Source organism: Luteimonas sp. A277 (genome assembly GCF_054052045.1).
Genome location: NZ_JBSVRG010000003.1, coordinates 267,550 through 284,745 on the forward strand (window position 1 = coordinate 267,550; position 17,196 = coordinate 284,745).

The following is a 17,196-nucleotide window of genomic DNA, read 5'->3' on the forward strand; positions in this document are numbered from 1 at the left end:
GTGCTGACCGGGTGGACCAAGCCGTTCGAGCTTGATCGTCTGTTGGCGACGGAGGAACGGCATGCGGTGTTGTCCCGTCATCGACAACCGGGGGTGCAGCCGTACACATACAGCAGCCTGATTCGTTTCAACTCGATCTATGCAGATTTTATTGACCGCAGCTTCAGGTTGCGAGGCATGGTGAATACGGCATTTGGTGGCTGGGTGGCGCTCGCTTTGCTCGTATTTTCAGTCTGGTTTTTCACCTACATGCTGCTTGACCTGATGGAAGGCAACAATATTTCAGCCAATCTCGTCTTTCTGGTGGTCTGTTTTGTAGCGATGTCGTTCTTTTATTGGTTCATATGGAAAAAATACTTTAGCAAGGAATTGTTCGCCTATACCCACTATCCGATCCGTTTCAACCGCAAGACGCGCATGGTTCATGTGTTTCGAGGGAAGTCTCAGGGCGGCGTGTTGACGGTGCCGTGGGACGAGGTGTTCTGGCACATCGGGCGCGGCTACGAGCAGAAATTCCTGTGCGATGTGCGCGGCCACGTGCTGGACGGAGACATGGTAAGCGACACCTTCGCCGTGGGGCACTACTTCGACGACGACAGACTGGATCGCATCCTGAGCGTCTGGGAGTTTATTCGTCGCTATATGGATGAAGGGCCCGAGGCGGTGGCCGAGCATCCGCTGGACAGGTTAATCCATGAGTCGCCTAAGCCCACGCTAAAGAACTGTTTCATTCACGCCTATACCAGTCTCGGGCCTGGCTTTACTTCACTGCGCTTCGTTCTGTTCTTTTTGTTTTACCCAATCGTTGGAGTGCTGACGCTGACGCGCTGGCTGGTGCTGAATACGTGCAAGGAGCCGGTATGGCCAGCGGAAATAGAAGCTGAAAGTCAAGTCGAGCCGAATGATCCACATCGTTGGGAAGAGCCGAACTATATAGCCGAGTTCGCCGATAGGCCCGGCGTGATGGAGCGGCACGAGGAGCGTATGCGGGAAGAGCGGACACGCGTCGTGTCTGGGAACTGATCGGGCTTGGTAAGACGGAGAAGTAGAATTGTGCTGACAGGGTGGACCAAGCCGTTTAAGGTCGATCGTCTGTTGGGGGCGGAGGAGCGGCGCGCGGCATTGCCGCATAAGCGGCAGCCAGGGATCAGGCCAGAGACATTCGACAGTTTGATCAGGTTCAATTCAACTTATGCGGATTTCGTTGATCGAAGTTTTCCATTGAGGGGAATGGCTAATACGACTGTCGGTATATTGGGTGGGTCTTTCCTTTTATTCTTTGGCTTGATCTTCATTCCATATTTTATATGGGTTGACAGTTACCTCTCTGGTGAAGTAGGGGTTGTTTTTGCTGCTATTTCGACTGTGGTTGTTGCAGTGTTCTGCTTCGGTGTTCCATGGATTCTGTGGAAGCTTCATTTTAGGTATGACTTCTTTTCTTATACTAATTATCCGGTCCGCTTCAATCGTAAGGCGCGCGAGGTGCATGTCTTCCGCCATAACGGCCCCGGTGGCGTGTTGACGGTGCCGTGGGACAAGGTGTTTTGGCACGTGGGGCGTGGATACCAACAGAAGTTCCTGTGCGATGTGCGCGGCCATGTGCTCGATGGCGACATGGTGCGAGAGACGTTTGCGGTGGGCCGCTATACGGGCGATGAGCGCATTGACCGTATCCAGTCGCTGTGGGAATTCATTTGTCGCTACATGGAAGAAGGTCCTGAGACGGTGGTGGATCATCCGCTGGACCGGATGATTGTCCTGTCGGTCGCGCCCACCTGGAAGAATTGCTATGTCCATGCCTTTGGCACCATGGGCGCAGGGTTTGCTTCATTGCGCTACGTGCTGGCCCCGTTGTTCTACCCAATCGTATGGTTGCTGACGTTGGTGCGTTGGCTGGTGTTCAAGACGTGCAAGACGCCCGTTTGGCTGCCGGAGGTAGAGGAGGAAAGCCGGATCGAGCCGGACGATCCGCATCGCTGGGAGGAGCCGATCTTCTTCGGTGAGTTCGTCGATGCCGCGAGGCTTGAGCGGCTGTTGGAGCATGAGCGTCAACAGCAGGCGAAAGTACGCGAACATAGAAAGTTCTGACGCGGGGAGGGCGTCGATTGCATTGGTGGTAGGAGGGCGGTGACTTGTTGGCCGGACGGCGCAGGCCGTCCAAGGTTGATCGCCTGTTGATGACGGAGGAGAATCTCGCAGGGGTTGCAAGCAGCCGGTGCGGCCCCAGGAAGTTGAGGCCGAGGGTGGGGTCGAACCGAGCGATCCGCACCGATGAGCTCCGGTATTCGTATGACAGTTGGGTGTATGGGAGAGCGGCTACCCTTCCCAATCTCCCAGTTTCTTCTCCACCAGCACATTCTTCAGCTCCACGTACTTCGGCACACCGTCCCGCCCATAAGGCGGATAAGCCTCCCCCCGGATCAGCGGCTCCAGATACCTTCGCGCAGCCGCAGTAATGCCGTAGCCATCCTTGCGCACAAACCGGGCAGGCACCTTCTTTTCCCGGTTGGCGATCCGGCTGAGCGGCGCGGCTTCGATCTTCCAACGATAAGGACTGTCGGAAACACGCTTGATCACCGGCATGGTGGCGTTCCTGCCCTCCAATGCCATTTCCACTGCGGCCTTGCCGACGGCGATGGCGTGGTCCAGGTCGGTCTGCGAGGCGATGTGGCGGGCGGAGCGCTGCAGGTAGTCGGGCATGGCCCAGTGGACTTTCAACCCCAGTTTGTTTTGGACCCGGCCGGCGAGGTACGGAGCGACGCCGCCGAGCTGGGTGTGGCCGAAGGAGTCCTTGCCACCGCCGGCATCGGCAACGAAGCTGCCGTCGGCGGTGCGGATACCTTCGCTGGCTACCACGACGCACCAGCCCACGCGGTCCACCACCTGCTGCACGCGGGCCAGGAAGTCGGCTTCGTCGTAGCTGCGTTCGGGGAAAAGGATGATGTGCGGGGCCTGGTCGGGGCCGTTGCCGGCCAGGCCGGCGGCGGCGGCCAGCCAGCCGGCGTGTCGGCCCATGGCTTCGTATACAAATACCTTGGTCGAGGTGTCGGCCATGGCGGCGACGTCCAGGGCTGCTTCGCGCACGGAAACGGCGGTGTATTTGGCGGCGGAGCCGAAGCCGGGACAGCAGTCGGTCAGCGCCAGGTCGTTGTCCACGGTCTTGGGCACGCCAACACAGGTGAGCGGATAGTCGAATTCGGCCGCCAGCTGCGACAGTTTGAGTGCGGTGTCGGCCGAGTCGTTGCCGCCGTTGTAGAGGAACCAGCGCACGTCATGAGCGCGCAGCACGTCGATCAGGCGCGCGTACTTCGCGCGGTCGTCTTCCAGACTGCCGAGCTTGTAGCGACAGGATCCGAACGCACCGCCCGGGGTATGCGCCAGGGCGCGGATGGCAGCCGCGCTTTCACGCCCGGTATCAATCAGCTCCTCGCGCAGCACGCCCAGGATGCCGTTGCGTCCGGCGAGTACCTTGATCCGGTGCGAGCGCGCCGTGGAAATGACGGCCGAGGCGGTGGCGTTGATGACGGCGGTGACGCCGCCCGATTGGGCGTAAAGCAGCGTTCCCTTGGGCATATGAAGTCCGTATCCATGGTGAGAGCGGCCGGAGAGGCCCGGCCGATGCAGTAAACTGGCGCCCGCAGGCGCCCGGAAGCAGTTTATCGCCACCGTCGTGCCGTCGGAATTCACGCATTCGAACAGATCGAGGAGCGACAAGATGCGACTGGTACTTTTGGGAGCCCCGGGGTCGGGTAAGGGAACGCAGGCCGCGCGCCTCAAGGAGCAGCTGGGTGTTCCGCACATCTCCACTGGCGACCTGCTGCGGGCCGAAGTAGCCGCCGGCAGCACGCTGGGACTGCAGGCCAAGGAGGTGATGGCCCGGGGCGATCTGGTGTCTGATGACATCCTGCTGGGCATGCTGGAAGACCGCCTGGCCCGCGAGGATGTGCGCAACGGCTTCATCCTGGATGGCTACCCGCGCAATCTGGCCCAGGCCGCGGCGCTGGGCGACCTGCTGGAGCGGCTGGGCCAGCCGTTTGATGCGGCCGTGCAGCTGGAAGTGGACAACGAACTGCTGATCGATCGCCTGGCCGGCCGGGCCAAGGCCGAGGGTCGTTCTGACGACAATCCCGAATCGGTGCGCAAGCGCCTGACGGTGTATGACGAGCAGACTGCACCGGTGATCGAGTTCTACCGCGAGCACGGGCAGCTGACCGTGGTCGATGGCGTGGGCGGGCTGGATGAGGTGTTCGACCGCATCATGGCCGCGATCGGCGCCGGCAAGACCGCCGCCTGAGTCGTGCCGGGCCCGGTGGCCAGTCGCTGGTGGCGCTGGCTGCGGGGGGCTGGACCGCTTGAAATCCTGCCGGGCCGGTCGCTTCCTGCGGTGCTGGCCTGGCTGTTTGCGCTGGGCCTGACCTGGAGCGTGTCGGTAGGCGTACCGCCTGGCCAGGCGCCGGCTGCGTTCGTGTCCGCTCTGGCGATAGAGGCGCTACTGGTAGCTGCGGTCATGCTGGTTGCCCGAAGGCGCCACCTGCTGTCCCAGGCACTGCAGGCAACCGGCGTATTGGCCGGGCTGCGCAACCTGGTGCTGGCGCCCGTGGTGGCCCTGCTTTTCGTGGCCGGGGAAGGGGCAGGGCCCGGCATGATCCTGGTGCTGTTTGTTCCGTTGGGGCTCGCTACGGTGGTGGCCATGGCCTGGCTGGTGCGGTGTTACCTTGCCCTGTGGCAACAGGTGCTTCGGACCACGCCTGCCGTGGCAGGCGCCCTGCTCCTTGGCCTGGCGCTGGCGCTGCTGCTGGCCGAAGCCGTGCTGGCGCGGGCCGTCGCGGACTCCCCTCCGGTGGCTGAGGTAAACAGTGGCGCCGATGCCACGATACGTCTCGGGTAGAGTGAATTCCGGCTCCCAAGTTCCAAGGAAACCTAATCTCTTGAAGATCCACATCCTCGGCATTGCCGGGACTTTCATGGGTGGCGTTGCCGCGCTGGCGCGCGAATCCGGCACTGAAGTCGAAGGCAGTGACCAGGCGGTCTATCCGCCCATGTCCACCCAGCTCGAACGCCTGGGCATCGCCCTGCGACAAGGTTATCGGCCGGAACACATCAGCGCCGATGCCGACCAGGTAATCGTCGGCAACGCCCTGTCGCGCGGCAATCCGGCGGTGGAGGCCCTGCTTGATTCCGGCCGCGACTACACCTCCGGCGCGCAGTGGCTGGCCGAGCACGTGCTGCCCGGTCGCACCACCATCGCGGTGGCCGGCACCCACGGCAAGACCACCACCAGCACCATCCTGGCATGGCTGCTGCAGGCAGCCGGGCGCGATGCGGGGTTCCTGATCGGTGGCGTTCCGGATGACTTCGGGGTCTCCGCCCGTCTGGGCAGCGACCCGGTGTTTGTGGTGGAAGCCGATGAATATGACACGGCCTTCTTCGACAAGCGCAGCAAGTTCGTGCATTACCGGCCCAGGGTGGCCGTGCTGAACAACCTGGAATTCGACCACGCCGATATTTTCCCGGACCTGGCGGCGATCGAGCGTCAGTTCCACCATATGGTGCGCACCGTACCCGGTGGCGGGCGGCTGGTGGTTAACGGCGAAGACGCCAACCTCGCACGGGTGCTGGACATGGGTTGCTGGACGCCGGTGGAGCGGTTCGGCATCGACGGCGAGTTCGACTGGAATGCGCGCCTGGTGCAAGCCGATGGCAGCGTGTTCGAGGTCCTGCGCGATGGTGTCCCGCAGGGCACGGTGCGCTGGCCGCTGCTCGGACGCCACAACGTAATGAATGCGCTCGGCGCGATCGCCGCGTGTGCGGCCGTGGGCGTGGAGCCGGCCCTGGTGATCCCCGCGCTGGCCCGCTTCAACAGCGTCAAGCGGCGCATGGAGCGGATTGGCGAAGTGGACGACATCGTGGTGTACGACGACTTCGCCCATCATCCGACCGCCATCGCCACTACCCTTGCCGGGCTGCGGGCCAGTGCGCCCGCGGGGCGGATCGTGGTGGCGATGGAGCCGCGCAGCAATTCGATGCGCCTGGGGGCGCACGCCGATGCCTTGGCCCCCGCATTTGATGATGCCGATGCGGTGGTGTTCCTGCACCGACCGGAACTGGCCTGGGATGCGGCCAGGGTGGTGGCGGCCGTGCGCGGGCAGGCTGGCGCAGTGGCCGATGTGGATGCGCTGATCGCCAACCTGCTGGATCTGGTGGGCTCGGGCGATCGGGTGGTGTTCATGTCCAACGGTGGTTTTGACGATGCGCCCCGGCGGTTCTTCACCGTCCTGCAGGGGGCCCGTGCAGGAACTGGATGATGGATACCGGAATCCTCGACCGCGATGACATGTTCGTTTCAACCGGCAATCTGCCGCCGGTTGATCGCGTCACCCATCTGCTGCAGCAGGCACACCGTCGTTTCTCCCGGGTTGATCGGGGCGGGATGTCGCAGGTCTATCCTGCCCTGGCGCAGATGCCGCATGACCTGTTCGGGATTTGCGTGGTGAGCGCGAACGGGCGGGTGATCGCGGTGGGGGATGCGGAACGCCCGTTCACCGCCATGAGCGTGTCCAAGCCGTTCGTGTTTGCACTGATTTGCGATCTGATCGGCCCCAAGGCCGCGCGCAGGAGACTGGGGGCAAACGCCACCGGACAGGCATTTGACTCGCTTGCACCGATCGAGCGCGGTGTGGACGGTCGCTCCAATCCCATGGTCAACGCCGGCGCGATTGCCACCACCAGCCTGGTGCCGGGCGGCGGCATCGAGGAGAAGTGGCGCTTCATCCAGCAGGGGATGTCGCGCTTTGCGGGCCGCGAGCTGACGCTGAACCAGGAAGTCTATGCATCTGCCAGCGACACCAATTACCGCAATCGCAGCATTGCCTGGCTGCTGCGCAGCAAGGGCGCTATCTATTGCGACCCGGTAGAGGCGGTGGAGCTGTATACCCGCCAATGCTGCCTGGACGTGACCGCTCGCGATATGGCCGTGATGGGCGCCACCCTGGCCGCCGGCGGCATGAATCCGTTGACCAACGAGCAGGTGGTCAAGCCGCGCACCTGCCATTACGCGCTGGCGGTGATGGTGACAGCGGGGCTGTATGAAACGTCCGGCGACTGGTTCTACGAAGTGGGGCTGCCGGGCAAGAGCGGCATCGGCGGCGGCATCGTGACCATTTCGCCAGGCAAGGGTGGCATGGGAACTTTCGCCCCGCCGCTGGATGAGGCGGGCAACAGCGTGCGCGGACAGCTGGCCACCCAGTTCCTGTCGCGGCGGCTGGGCCTGGACTTGTTGATGTCGGCGCCCGTGTCGGGCGCGGCGGCGCCGCCGGAGTACCGCAGCGGCGGATCCGGAGGTTGGTGATGACGACACAGGCAAGCCTGCCGTTGTTTCCGCTGCATACGGTGCTGGTGCCGGGCGCGGCGCTGGGGATACGGGTGTTTGAACCCCGCTACCTGGACCTGGTGCGCGAGGTCGGGCGCAGCGGTGGCGGTTTCGGTGTGTGCATGATCGTGGAGGGTAGCGAGGCCGGCGTCGCGGCCACGCCAGCGGCATGGGGCACCGAGGCGCTGATCGAAGATTTCGACCAGGGGCCGGACGGCCTGCTGGCGCTGCGGGTCCGCGGGGCGCGGCGGTTTCAGGTGCAACGTACCCGGGTGCGCGACAACGGTCTGGTCATGGCCGACATCGCCTGGGTCGAAGAGGACGCGTCGGCCCCCTTGCGCCCCGAGCACGCATTGCTGGGCGAATTGCTGGTGCGGATCCTGGAGCAGATAGGCTCCGATCTGAACGCCATCGCCAAGCCGCGGCTGCAGGAAGCCGCATGGATCGGCTGGCGACTGGCTGAGTTGCTGCCGCTGGTTGACGACCAGCGGCAGGGTCTTCTGCAGGAGCGGGACCCGCACGCGCGGCTGCAGTGGATCCTGGAGTTCGTTTCCGAAGCCGAGCCCTGATCAGTCCGTGGCAATGCGGATGCGCAGTACCGGCAGCCGTGATTGCGGGTGGGGTTCCACCCGGGTGTCGAGATCTTCCACCGCGGCGCGCAGTTGATCCCAGGCGCCATGTTCATCAGCACGCGGCTGCCACAGTCCGAACAGGTTGAAAGGGCGCGTGTAGTGCAGCGTCTGCACCGTGCCCACCCAAAGCGGCGTGCCATCGGTCAGCGCGGCCGGAGCACGCCAGAGGCGCAACACCTGGGCCCGATCCGGGCCGGCGTCCCTGCGCAGAAGCAGGGTTTCGGCTTCGGTATCCAGGGTAGCGGGGAGGACCGGCTGTTCGGCCGGGGCCAAGTCATCGTCAAGCAGACCAAGCGTCGCGATCCAGTCCGCCTGTGGCTGGGCCACCCAGCCCCGGGTTTCCAGCTCGACCTGCAATGGCTGCAGTGGCCCGGCTATCTGCACGTCCAAGGGCCAGCGCAGCTCATGGTCACGCTCGTTGCGCTGCGGCGGAAGCGTACGCCAACCTTCCTGCCACCACTGTTGCGCGGACATCGTCGCGGCCGGCGGTGGTGGGGACAGGCTGGCCAACATCGGGTCGATGGCGCGCGGGGCGTGCCAGAGCGCGGCCACGGCGAAGGTCATATAGAAGATGGCCGCCAGCGGGCGCATCCAGAACGAGCGGTTCACATGGCTGCGATAGGCCAGGCCCAGCACCAGCAGCCACACGATTCCCAGCAGCATCCCGCCGATAACGTCACTCAGCCAGTGCGCGCCCAGATAGATGCGGGCGAAGCCAAGCAGCGTGGCGACGATCCCCGAGACCAGGTAAGGCCATACCCGCGAACGCCCCGGCAGCTCCCGCGCAATGAGCACGGCGAAGAAGCCGAAGGTGATGGTGGTCATGGTCACGCTCATGGACGGAAAGCCGAAGCTGCCGTGGGCCCTTGGCGGTGGCGGCATGCTGATGGCCGCCTCCAGCAGCCCGGTCAATACAACGCCGAAGCCGATGGCCGCCGCCCAGTGCGCCATCGCCATCCAGCGCCGCCGCCAGGCCAGCCAGATCATGGCCAGCGCCGCCGCGGGCACCAGCACTTCGGCATTTCCGATCGAGGCCAGGCCGGCCATCAGGCGGTCGGCCAACGGGTTGCGCAGCGTGGTCATGAAGGCATGCACGCTCTGGTCGATCGCCAGCGGCTCGCCCTTCATCAACACGGTGGTGAGCAGTGCGAACCACGCCCAGCCAATGCCGATCAGCAGCACCGCCAGGATTGCCAGCGAGGGTGATTCCGGCCGGCGCGGGTCGATCAAGGCCTCGGCGTAGCGGCCCAGCCGCGGGCGCGAACGGCTCCAGCGCAGCGCCCGCGCCAGCAGTTCACTGGTGCGACCGTCGAACCAGCGCCAGGTGTAGAGCACGCAGGCCCATACCAGCGCCAGCGCTGCCAGCAGGGCCACCAACACCAGCGCCAGGCGGTCGGCGACTGCGGCCACGGCCTCGTAGGACGCCCCAAAGATCCAGCCCGGCGCCAGGAACACCGCTGCCCATGCCACCGCGGCAAGCGCGCTGAATGGAACAAAGCGCCGCAGCTGCATCCGCAGCATGCCGGCAATGGCCGGAACGAACGGCCGCACCGCACCCACGAACCGCGCCACCAGGATGCTTTTGACATCGTGGCGTCGGAACAGGTTCTCACCGCGGTCGAGCAGCTGCGGGTAGCGCCGGAACGCCCACAGCTCACGCATCTGTGGCCCCCAGCGGCGGCCGACCCAGTAGCTGAGCGCGTCGGCGCTGAACGCCCCGGCCGCGGCGCAGGCAATCGCGTAGGAACCATCGATATGGCCAAGCCCGATCAGCGTGCCCACGGCAAACAGCAGCGGCATGGCCGGCACCACGATGCCCACGATCACCAGTGAATCCAGGAAGGCGATCAGGAAAATCACCGCGCCTGCAGCCACGGGGTGGGCGCTGATCCAGGTCAGCAGGCTGTCGAGCCAGGCTTCATTCATCCCGCAATTATGGCAGCGCTACTTGCAACGCCGCGCTACCCGCAACGCGACCTTACAATGATTGGATGAAGGAAGAAGCCGCGATCGAAATCCAGGCGCTCAAAGCCGACAGCTTCGGCCGTATTTCGCTGATGCGCGGATCGCAGGGCGTATTCGTGCGGCGCGACCTGCGTCACGTGCCGCTGTGGCTGCGGCTGCCCGCGTGGTGGCTGGCCCGGCGCGAGGCGCGCGGACTGGAGCAGGTGCGCGGCATGGCTGATGTGCCCCAGCTGCTGGAATGGGATGGACGGCGGTTGGACCGCAGCTACATGGCCGGTGCGGCCATGTACCAGCGCCCGCCGCGTGGAGACTTGGCATATTTCCGTGCTGCCCGCCGCAAGCTGCAGGAGCTGCACCGTCGCGGCGTGGCCCACAACGACCTGGCCAAGGAGGCCAACTGGCTGGTGCTGGAAGACGGTGGTCCGGGGATCATCGACTTCCAGCTGGCGGTGGTCGGCAAACCGCGCTCGCGCTGGATGCGGCTGCTGGCCCGCGAAGACCTGCGCCATCTGCTCAAACACAAACGCATGTATTGCCGCGAGCACCTGACGCCGGTGGAGAAGCGTGTACTCAAGCGGCATTCCTGGGTGCGTGACCTGTGGTTCCGCACTGGCAAGCCGGTGTACCGCTTCATCACCCGTCGGATCCTCAAATGGGAAGACAACGAGGGCCAGGGCCCCAAGCCCTGACCCACGCCATGACCGCCCGCAGCGGGCAGGAGAACGCAGCATGACCACGCTCAAGGGCAAAACCCTGTTCATTACCGGAGCCTCGCGCGGCATTGGTCGCGCCATCGCCCTGCGTGCCGCCCGTGACGGCGCCAACGTCGCCATCGTGGCCAAGTCCGGGGTGCCCAACCCCAAGCTGCCCGGCACCATTCATACCGTGGCTGCGGAAGTGCAGGCCATGGGCGGACGCGCGCTGGCGATCCAGTGCGATATCCGCGAGGAAGACCAGGTCCGCGAGGCGGTTGCAGCCACCGTGGCCGAATTCGGCGGGCTGGACGTCCTGGTCAACAACGCCAGCGCGATCTGGCTGCGCGGCACGCTGGATACACCGATGAAGCGGTTCGACCTGATGCAACAGGTCAACTCGCGAGGCACCTTCCTGTGCGCCCAGGCCTGCCTGCCGCACCTGCTGGAGGCCGCCAATCCGCACATCCTCACCTTGGCCCCGCCGCCATCGCTGGATCCCAAGTGGTGGGGTCCGCACACCGGCTACACCCTGGCCAAGATGGGTATGAGCTTCGTCACCCTCGGGCTGGCAGCGGAATTCGGGCCCCGCGGCGTGGCGATCAACGCGCTGTGGCCGCGCACGGTGATCGCCACCGATGCCATCCGCATGATTCCGGGCGTGGATGCGGCCCGCTGCCGCACCCCGGACATCCTTGCCGACGCTGCACACGCGGTGCTGGTGCGCAAGGCCGCGGGATTCTCAGGGCAGTTCCTGGTCGATGATGAAGTCCTGGCCGGAGCCGGCGTGACGGATCTGTCCCGCTACGCGGTCGACCCAACCCAGCCGCTGCTGCCGGATCTCTTCCTCGACCCCTGAACCGCTGGCACCAACCGGTGCGGGATGGGCGAGAATGTGGCCAGTTCCCACCTGCCCGATCGCGCCATGAACCAGACCCCTGATGACCTGCTGCCCCTGTCCAGCTACTACCTGCCGGTGTACCGCCAGCGCGAGGTAGTGCTTGAACGCGGGGAGGGTGCCCGGCTGTGGGACAGCGCCGGTCGCGACTATGTCGACCTGGCCGCCGGCATCGCCGTGTGCAGCCTGGGCCACGGTGATCCTGACCTGCTTGGGGCGCTGACCGAACAGGCCGGCAAACTCTGGCATACCAGCAATGTGTTCCACAGTGAGCCGCCGTTGCGGCTGGCGAAGGAACTGGTCGAGGCTTCGCGGTTCGCCTCCCGGGTGTTCCTGTGCAATTCCGGCGCGGAGGCCAACGAAGCTGCGATCAAGCTCGTACGCAAATGGGCCGCGGGCGAAGGCCGTCCACCGGAGCGGCGGGTCATCCTCACCTTCCGTGGTGGTTTCCATGGCCGCACGCTGGCCACCGTGACCGCTACCGCCCAGCCTGCGTACCAGGCCGGTTTCGAGCCCCTGCCGGGAGGCTTCCGCTACGTTGATTTCAACGATCTGGTGCAGGCGGAGATCGCCATGGCCGCCGGCGACGTGGCCGCGGTGCTGGTGGAGCCGGTTCAGGGCGAAGGTGGAGTCACGCCGGCCGCGCCCGGGTACCTGCGCGGACTGCGCGAGCTGTGCGACCACCACCGCGCGCTGCTGGTGCTGGATGAAATCCAGTGCGGCATGGGGCGCACCGGCACCCTGTTCGCTCACTGGCATGACCAGGTGGTGCCTGACGTTGTCACCCTGGCCAAGGCGCTGGGTGGCGGCTTCCCGGTGGGCGCGATGCTGGCCGGCCCCAAAGCGGCCGAGGCGATGCAGCTCGGTGCCCATGGCAGCACGTTCGGTGGCAACCCGCTGGCGGCCGCGGTGGCCCGGGTGGCGCTGCGCAAGCTGGCCTCGCGCGAGATCGCCAGCAACGTCTCACGCCAGTCGGCGGCGCTGCGCGCGGGACTGGAGGCGATCAACGCGGATCTCGGGCTGTTCTCGCAGGTTCGTGGGCGCGGGCTGATGCTCGGCGCCCAGCTGACCCCGGCCCATGCCGGCCGCGCGGGCGAAATCCTGGATCTGGCAGCTGCCAGCGGCGTACTGCTGCTGCAGGCCGGGCCGGACGTGCTGCGCTTCGTGCCGGCCCTGACCATCAACGACGGCGAAGTGGCCGACGGCCTGGCGCGGCTGCGCCAGGCGCTGGTCGCCCTCGCCTGAGGGGATGCCTTACCCGGCCGCGACCACCTTGAAGGCCTCGCGCGCGGCTTCCAGAGTGGCCTCCACTACGGCCTCATCGTGTGCGCTCGAGATAAAGCCGGCCTCGTACGCGGACGGCGCCACGAATACGCCGCGCTCCAGCATGGCATGGAAGAAGCGCTTGAACGCATCGATGTCACACGCGGTGGCGCCGGCGTAGGTGTCCACCTTTTCGCTGCTGAAGAACAGGCCGTACATCGCGCCAACGCGGGTGGTGGTCAGTGGCACGCCGGCGTCGCGGGCGGCGGCTTCAAAGCCGTCGCACAGCGCGTTGGCAGTGGCCTCCAGGCGGTCGTGGAAGCCCGGCTCCTGCACCAGCTCCAGCATCGCCAGCCCTGCGGCCATCGCCACCGGATTGCCGCTGAGCGTACCCGCCTGGTAGATCGGCCCGGCCGGTGAGATCTGCTCCATCAGGTCGCGGCGGCCGCCGTAGGCGCCCACCGGCATGCCGCCGCCGATGATCTTGCCGAAGGTCGACAGGTCCGGGGTCACCCCATAACGCGCCTGCGCGCCGCCGAGCGCCACCCGGAAGCCGGTCATCACCTCGTCGAAAATCAGCAGTGCGCCGTGCTTGGTGCACAGCTCGCGCAGGTGCTGCAGGTAGCCTTCCCGCGGCGGCAGGCAGTTGGCGTTGCCCACGACGGGCTCAATGATCACCGCAGCCACTTCGCTGCCGATTTCGTCAAACAGCTTCGTCGCGCCTTCGAAATCGTTGTAGCTGATGGTTGAGGTCAACTCGCTCAATCCAGCCGGCACGCCCGGTGAAGTGGGTACGCCCAGGGTCAGCATGCCGCTGCCGGCCTTGACCAGGAATGAGTCGCCGTGGCCGTGGTAGCAGCCTTCGAACTTGACGATGCGCTGGCGCCCGGTGGCCCCGCGCGCCAGGCGGATCGCCGACAGGGTGGCCTCGGTGCCGGAGTTGACCATCCGCACCATCTCGCAGGACGGCACCAGCCGGGTGATGGTCTCGGCCATGGTCACCTCGGCCGGGCAGGGCGTGCCGAAGGAAAGGCCGTTGCCGATCGCTTCCGCCACCGCCTCGCGCACCTTCGGGTGGTTGTGGCCAACGATCATCGGCCCCCACGAGCCTACGTAGTCGATGTAGCGGTTGCCGTCCACGTCATACAGGTAGGCACCGTCGGCACGTTCCACGAAGAATGGTTCGCCGCCCACCGAGTTGAATGCGCGCACCGGCGAGTTGACGCCGCCCGGGAGCAGGCGCTTGGCACGGGAGAACAGGGCCTGGGATTTGTCGTGCTTCATGGAGAGGGTTCCTGGGAGATGGGGGAGGGAGCCTTGCGGCGGGGGCGGGTGGCCGGCAGCGATGGGCGGTCAGGCAATAAATGCCTGGCGCAGGGACTGCGCGCAAGCGCGCGGGTCAGGGGCGTCGAACACCGCGCCGATCACCGCAATCAGGTCCGCACCGGCGGCCACCAGTGCCGGAGCATTGTCGGCGTTGATCCCGCCAATCGCCACCCGCGGCAGGCCCAGCGCGCCGGCTTCACGCAGCAGCCCCGGGGTGGCGCGGCGACTGGTGGCCTTGCTGGTGCTGGGGAAAAATGCGCCAAAGGCCACGTAGTCGGCGCCGGCGGCAGCCATGCGTTGTGCCCGTTCCAGATCGTCATAGCAGGAGATGCCGATGATGGCCGAATCTCCCAGCATCGCCCGCGCCGCGGCGATCCCGCCATCGTCTTCACCCAGGTGCACGCCGTCGGCGCCGCATGCCCGGGCCAGCGCGGGGTCATCGTTGATGATCAGCGGAACGCCCGCTTCGGTGCACAGCACTCTCAGCGCAGCGGCCTGGGTATCGCGCAACCCGGCATCGGCTGCTTTGTTGCGGTACTGCAGCCAAGTGGCCAGGTCGATCACCTCGCGGACGCGCTCCAGCAGTCGCGGGGTATCGCATTCATCCGGCGTGATCAGGTAAAGGCCGCGCGCGGCGGCTGACTTGTCATTCATGTGGCGGTTTCCGTGGCGCGGCAAGCGGTGGGACAATGTCCGCTTCTCCAGCCGCAACAGGACCCATTATCAGATGAACGCCACCGCCACGCAGACTGCCTACCAGACCTGGATGTGCGTGGTTTGCGGATTCATCTATGACGAGGCCGTCGGCATGCCCGAAGAAGGCATTGCAGCGGGGACGCGCTGGGAGGATGTGCCCGAAGACTGGACCTGCCCCGACTGCGGCGTGACCAAGGACGATTTCGAGATGATGGCGCTCTGACGCGCCAGCCGTCGCGCGGTCGCCCGGTGGCTCAATTCAGCCGGGCGCTGCCGCTGCTGGCCTCGGCCAGCGATTCATATACCTGGCGGGCATCGTCCGCGTTCGGGTCCAGCAGCAGATAGCGGCCCAGGTCCGCACGCGCACCGTGGCGATGGCCCAGGTGCAGGTAGCTCATGCCCCGATCGCGCAGTGCCGGGGGGTTGTCCGGAGCCAGCTTCAGTATCCGGTCCGCGCTTCGTGCCGCCCGCGCCCAGTCGCCGTCCTGCGCATACAGCCCGTGCAGGTTGCGCAGCATGCGGACCAGGATGCTCCTGTGCGACGCCGGGTTCAGGACCCGGTGCAGGGCTTGGTCGTCAATCTGCGTCCCGGCAAGATGAGGCTGGATCCGTTCGCGCAGTTCGTCCGCATCCAGTGGGCGGCCACGGTTGAAGGGGTCCATGACCAGCATGCCGTCATCGACCGGCAAGCGGACCAGGAAGTGACCGGGGAAGGAGATGCCCTCCAGCGGCATGTCCAGTCGCCGCGCCACTTCGATCTGCACCACTGCCAAGGAGATCGGAATGCCCAGCCGGCGCTCGAACACTTCGTTGAGGTAGCTGTTGCGCGGGTCGTAGTACTCGTCGTGGTTGCCGCTGTAGCCGAGCTCGTCGAACAGGTACGCGTTGATGGCCAGCATCCGCATCGGCCAGGGTTCGACCGGCTCGATCCGTGGACGCAGCTGTTCCACGTGGTGCGCCAGCATCTGTTCGTAATACTGCGGCTCAAGATCCGGATACTCGTCGCGCGCAATCAGCAGCGCCGTGCCCAGCAGGGGGATGTCGGCGTCATCCAGCGTGGCCAGCGCGTTCCAGCCCGGCAGGAGAAGGTCAGTACTCATGCATCAAAGACTGGGACCGCGGCTGGGCGCGCACAAGGATGCGAGGTGCAACGGTTCAGTCCGCAACCGGGATGCCCGGCCCAAAGCGCATGTGCGCACCGTCCTCCAGCTGCAGCCGTGCGGCTTCGCCGGCGTTGAGTTCAAGCACATAGAGCGCGGGCGCCCGGCTGGGGTAGGACGGGCAGCGCAAGTCGGCCGAGCACGGCGGAACATCGCGCTGCTGTGACACCAGCCTGCGGTCGCGATCGAAATACAGGATGTCCAGTGCGATCAGCGTGTTCCTCATCCAGTACGCCTGGGGCTCTTCCCGGTCATGGATGAACAGCATTCCGGCGCCAGCCGGGAGCTGGTCGCGGAACATCAGTCCCCGTGCGCGCTCTTCATCGGTGGCGGCGATCTCCACCGTGAAGCGCTCGCCGCCAACCTCCACCCAGTTGCCACCGCTCGCACAGCCGCTGGAAAGCAGAAGTGCCAGTACAGGCAGAAGCCTGGTGAACAGGGAGCGCGGTGAAAACATGGGGGGTACTCCTTCATGGTGAGTCGGGAACGATCAACCATGGCTGCAACGGGGGTCAAGCGCGGGGCCGCCCGGCGGCGGGAGACCGGCAACAGCCCCTTCCTTCTTCCGGCAAACCTGTGCACAATGCGCGGCCCGCAACGGAGAGCGGCCGGCACAGCCCGGCGGACCTGAGCGGGAGAGGAACGCAGATATCCCACGAGGTGTTGACGTTCTTCAATTCGGCGCTAGAATGTGCGGCTCGCTCCCCGGACGGTCACCGACTGAATGGGAAGCGAAACGGAAAAAGTCACCCTCACGAGGTGTTGACAGAAACCAAATCCGCGCTATCATGTGCGGCTCCCCTCGAGAAGTTGCGAGGGGTCGGGATCGAGGCGCTGAGGCCTGTTCCCGGGTTCTTTGACAGTGTGCGCAGGTGACTTGTGCGGGCGTCTGGCAGGTGGGTGACCATCCACAAAATGCAGACGTTCGTAACAAGAGCAACAACGATTCAAATGCATGCAAATGCAAGCGAGTAATTGGGGCTCAGGTAACGACGACTGCACTCAAGACTTAAGGGCTTCGGCCCTGCAAGACTTAAGTGAAGAGTTTGATCCTGGCTCAGAGTGAACGCTGGCGGCAGGCCTAACACATGCAAGTCGAACGGCAGCACAGGAGAGCTTGCTCTCCGGGTGGCGAGTGGCGGACGGGTGAGGAATACATCGGAATCTGCCTATTTGTGGGGGATAACCTCGGGAA

17 protein-coding genes and 1 rRNA gene are annotated in these 17,196 nt (G+C 65.3%); 12 read left to right on the plus strand and 6 right to left on the minus strand.

Annotation, left to right across the window (positions count from 1 at the left end; translation table 11 throughout):
- Both ACW7G2_RS04835 and ACW7G2_RS04840 read left to right on the plus strand, forming a co-directional pair.
- On the plus strand, window positions 1–1,023 hold the full coding sequence (locus ACW7G2_RS04835) for a DUF6708 domain-containing protein (protein ID WP_456973288.1): 1,023 nt from the start codon (window positions 1–3) through the stop codon (window positions 1,021–1,023).
- Between the two features lie 30 nt (window positions 1,024–1,053).
- The gene (locus tag ACW7G2_RS04840; protein ID WP_456973290.1) at window positions 1,054–2,088 is read left to right on the plus strand and encodes a DUF6708 domain-containing protein; all 1,035 of its coding nucleotides are present in this window, start codon (window positions 1,054–1,056) and stop codon (window positions 2,086–2,088) included.
- 228 nt (window positions 2,089–2,316) lie between these two features.
- Here the strand turns inward: ACW7G2_RS04840 and ACW7G2_RS04845 are convergent, their stop codons facing one another.
- A complete protein-coding gene (locus tag ACW7G2_RS04845; protein WP_456973292.1) occupies window positions 2,317–3,573 on the minus strand; it encodes a 6-phosphofructokinase in 1,257 nt (418 codons plus the stop codon).
- A gap of 142 nt (window positions 3,574–3,715) precedes the next feature.
- Here ACW7G2_RS04845 and ACW7G2_RS04850 point away from each other — a divergent pair, with 142 nt between their 5' ends.
- From ACW7G2_RS04850 to ACW7G2_RS04870, 5 genes are read left to right on the plus strand one after another with little or no spacing between them, the layout of a single operon-like run.
- Window positions 3,716–4,294 carry an adenylate kinase gene (locus ACW7G2_RS04850; protein ID WP_456973294.1) on the plus strand — a complete coding sequence of 193 codons (579 nt, stop codon included), beginning with the start codon at window positions 3,716–3,718 and terminating at the stop codon, window positions 4,292–4,294.
- 15 nt (window positions 4,295–4,309) lie between these two features.
- A complete protein-coding gene (locus ACW7G2_RS04855; protein ID WP_456973296.1) occupies window positions 4,310–4,888 on the plus strand; it encodes a hypothetical protein in 579 nt (192 codons plus the stop codon).
- Window positions 4,866–6,305, plus strand: coding sequence for a UDP-N-acetylmuramate:L-alanyl-gamma-D-glutamyl-meso-diaminopimelate ligase (mpl, locus tag ACW7G2_RS04860; RefSeq protein ID WP_456973298.1), 1,440 nt, complete (start codon window positions 4,866–4,868; stop codon window positions 6,303–6,305). The genes ACW7G2_RS04855 and mpl overlap by 23 nt, the downstream gene beginning before the upstream one ends.
- Window positions 6,305–7,348, plus strand: coding sequence for a glutaminase A (gene glsA, locus ACW7G2_RS04865; RefSeq protein ID WP_456973300.1), 1,044 nt, complete (start codon window positions 6,305–6,307; stop codon window positions 7,346–7,348). The genes mpl and glsA overlap by 1 nt, the downstream gene beginning before the upstream one ends.
- The gene (locus ACW7G2_RS04870; RefSeq protein ID WP_456973302.1) at window positions 7,348–7,938 is read left to right on the plus strand and encodes an LON peptidase substrate-binding domain-containing protein; all 591 of its coding nucleotides are present in this window, start codon (window positions 7,348–7,350) and stop codon (window positions 7,936–7,938) included. The genes glsA and ACW7G2_RS04870 overlap by 1 nt, the downstream gene beginning before the upstream one ends.
- On the opposite strand, the gene ACW7G2_RS04875 is transcribed toward ACW7G2_RS04870, so the two are convergent.
- On the minus strand, window positions 7,939–9,927 hold the full coding sequence (locus ACW7G2_RS04875) for a VTT domain-containing protein (RefSeq protein WP_456973304.1): 1,989 nt from the start codon (window positions 9,925–9,927) through the stop codon (window positions 7,939–7,941).
- Between the two features lie 65 nt (window positions 9,928–9,992).
- Here ACW7G2_RS04875 and ACW7G2_RS04880 point away from each other — a divergent pair, with 65 nt between their 5' ends.
- The 3 genes from ACW7G2_RS04880 to ACW7G2_RS04890 all read left to right on the plus strand — a co-directional run bounded on the left by ACW7G2_RS04880 (window position 9,993) and on the right by ACW7G2_RS04890 (window position 12,801).
- Window positions 9,993–10,655, plus strand: coding sequence for a serine/threonine protein kinase (locus ACW7G2_RS04880; protein WP_456973306.1), 663 nt, complete (start codon window positions 9,993–9,995; stop codon window positions 10,653–10,655).
- A gap of 40 nt (window positions 10,656–10,695) precedes the next feature.
- A complete protein-coding gene (locus ACW7G2_RS04885; RefSeq protein WP_456973308.1) occupies window positions 10,696–11,517 on the plus strand; it encodes an SDR family oxidoreductase in 822 nt (273 codons plus the stop codon).
- Between the two features lie 66 nt (window positions 11,518–11,583).
- Complete coding sequence (locus ACW7G2_RS04890; protein WP_456973310.1) at window positions 11,584–12,801, plus strand: acetylornithine transaminase; 1,218 nt, start codon at window positions 11,584–11,586, stop codon at window positions 12,799–12,801.
- 9 nt (window positions 12,802–12,810) lie between these two features.
- Here ACW7G2_RS04890 and hemL read toward each other — a convergent pair whose 3' ends face one another.
- Both hemL and thiE read right to left on the minus strand, forming a co-directional pair.
- Complete coding sequence (hemL, locus tag ACW7G2_RS04895; protein WP_456973312.1) at window positions 12,811–14,103, minus strand: glutamate-1-semialdehyde 2,1-aminomutase; 1,293 nt, start codon at window positions 14,101–14,103, stop codon at window positions 12,811–12,813.
- A gap of 69 nt (window positions 14,104–14,172) precedes the next feature.
- Window positions 14,173–14,799 (minus strand): thiamine phosphate synthase, encoded by a 627-nt coding sequence (gene thiE / locus ACW7G2_RS04900; RefSeq protein WP_456973314.1) that lies wholly within the window; start codon window positions 14,797–14,799, stop codon window positions 14,173–14,175.
- On the opposite strand from thiE, the gene ACW7G2_RS04905 reads away from it, so the two are divergent.
- Entirely contained in the window at window positions 14,798–15,064 is a 267-nt protein-coding gene (locus ACW7G2_RS04905) for a rubredoxin (protein WP_456973316.1), read from the plus strand. The two genes, thiE and ACW7G2_RS04905, sit on opposite strands and share 2 nt — an antisense overlap.
- Before the next feature lie 31 nt (window positions 15,065–15,095).
- On the opposite strand, the gene ACW7G2_RS04910 is transcribed toward ACW7G2_RS04905, so the two are convergent.
- On the minus strand, window positions 15,096–15,941 hold the full coding sequence (locus tag ACW7G2_RS04910) for a SirB1 family protein (protein WP_456973318.1): 846 nt from the start codon (window positions 15,939–15,941) through the stop codon (window positions 15,096–15,098).
- Window positions 15,942–15,996: 55 nt separating this feature from the next.
- Window positions 15,997–16,458, minus strand: a complete 462-nt coding sequence (locus tag ACW7G2_RS04915; protein WP_456973320.1) for a DUF192 domain-containing protein — start codon at window positions 16,456–16,458, stop codon at window positions 15,997–15,999.
- Window positions 16,459–17,035: 577 nt separating this feature from the next.
- On the opposite strand from ACW7G2_RS04915, the gene ACW7G2_RS04920 reads away from it, so the two are divergent.
- A 16S ribosomal RNA gene (locus tag ACW7G2_RS04920) occupies window positions 17,036–17,196 on the plus strand; the annotation flags it as partial.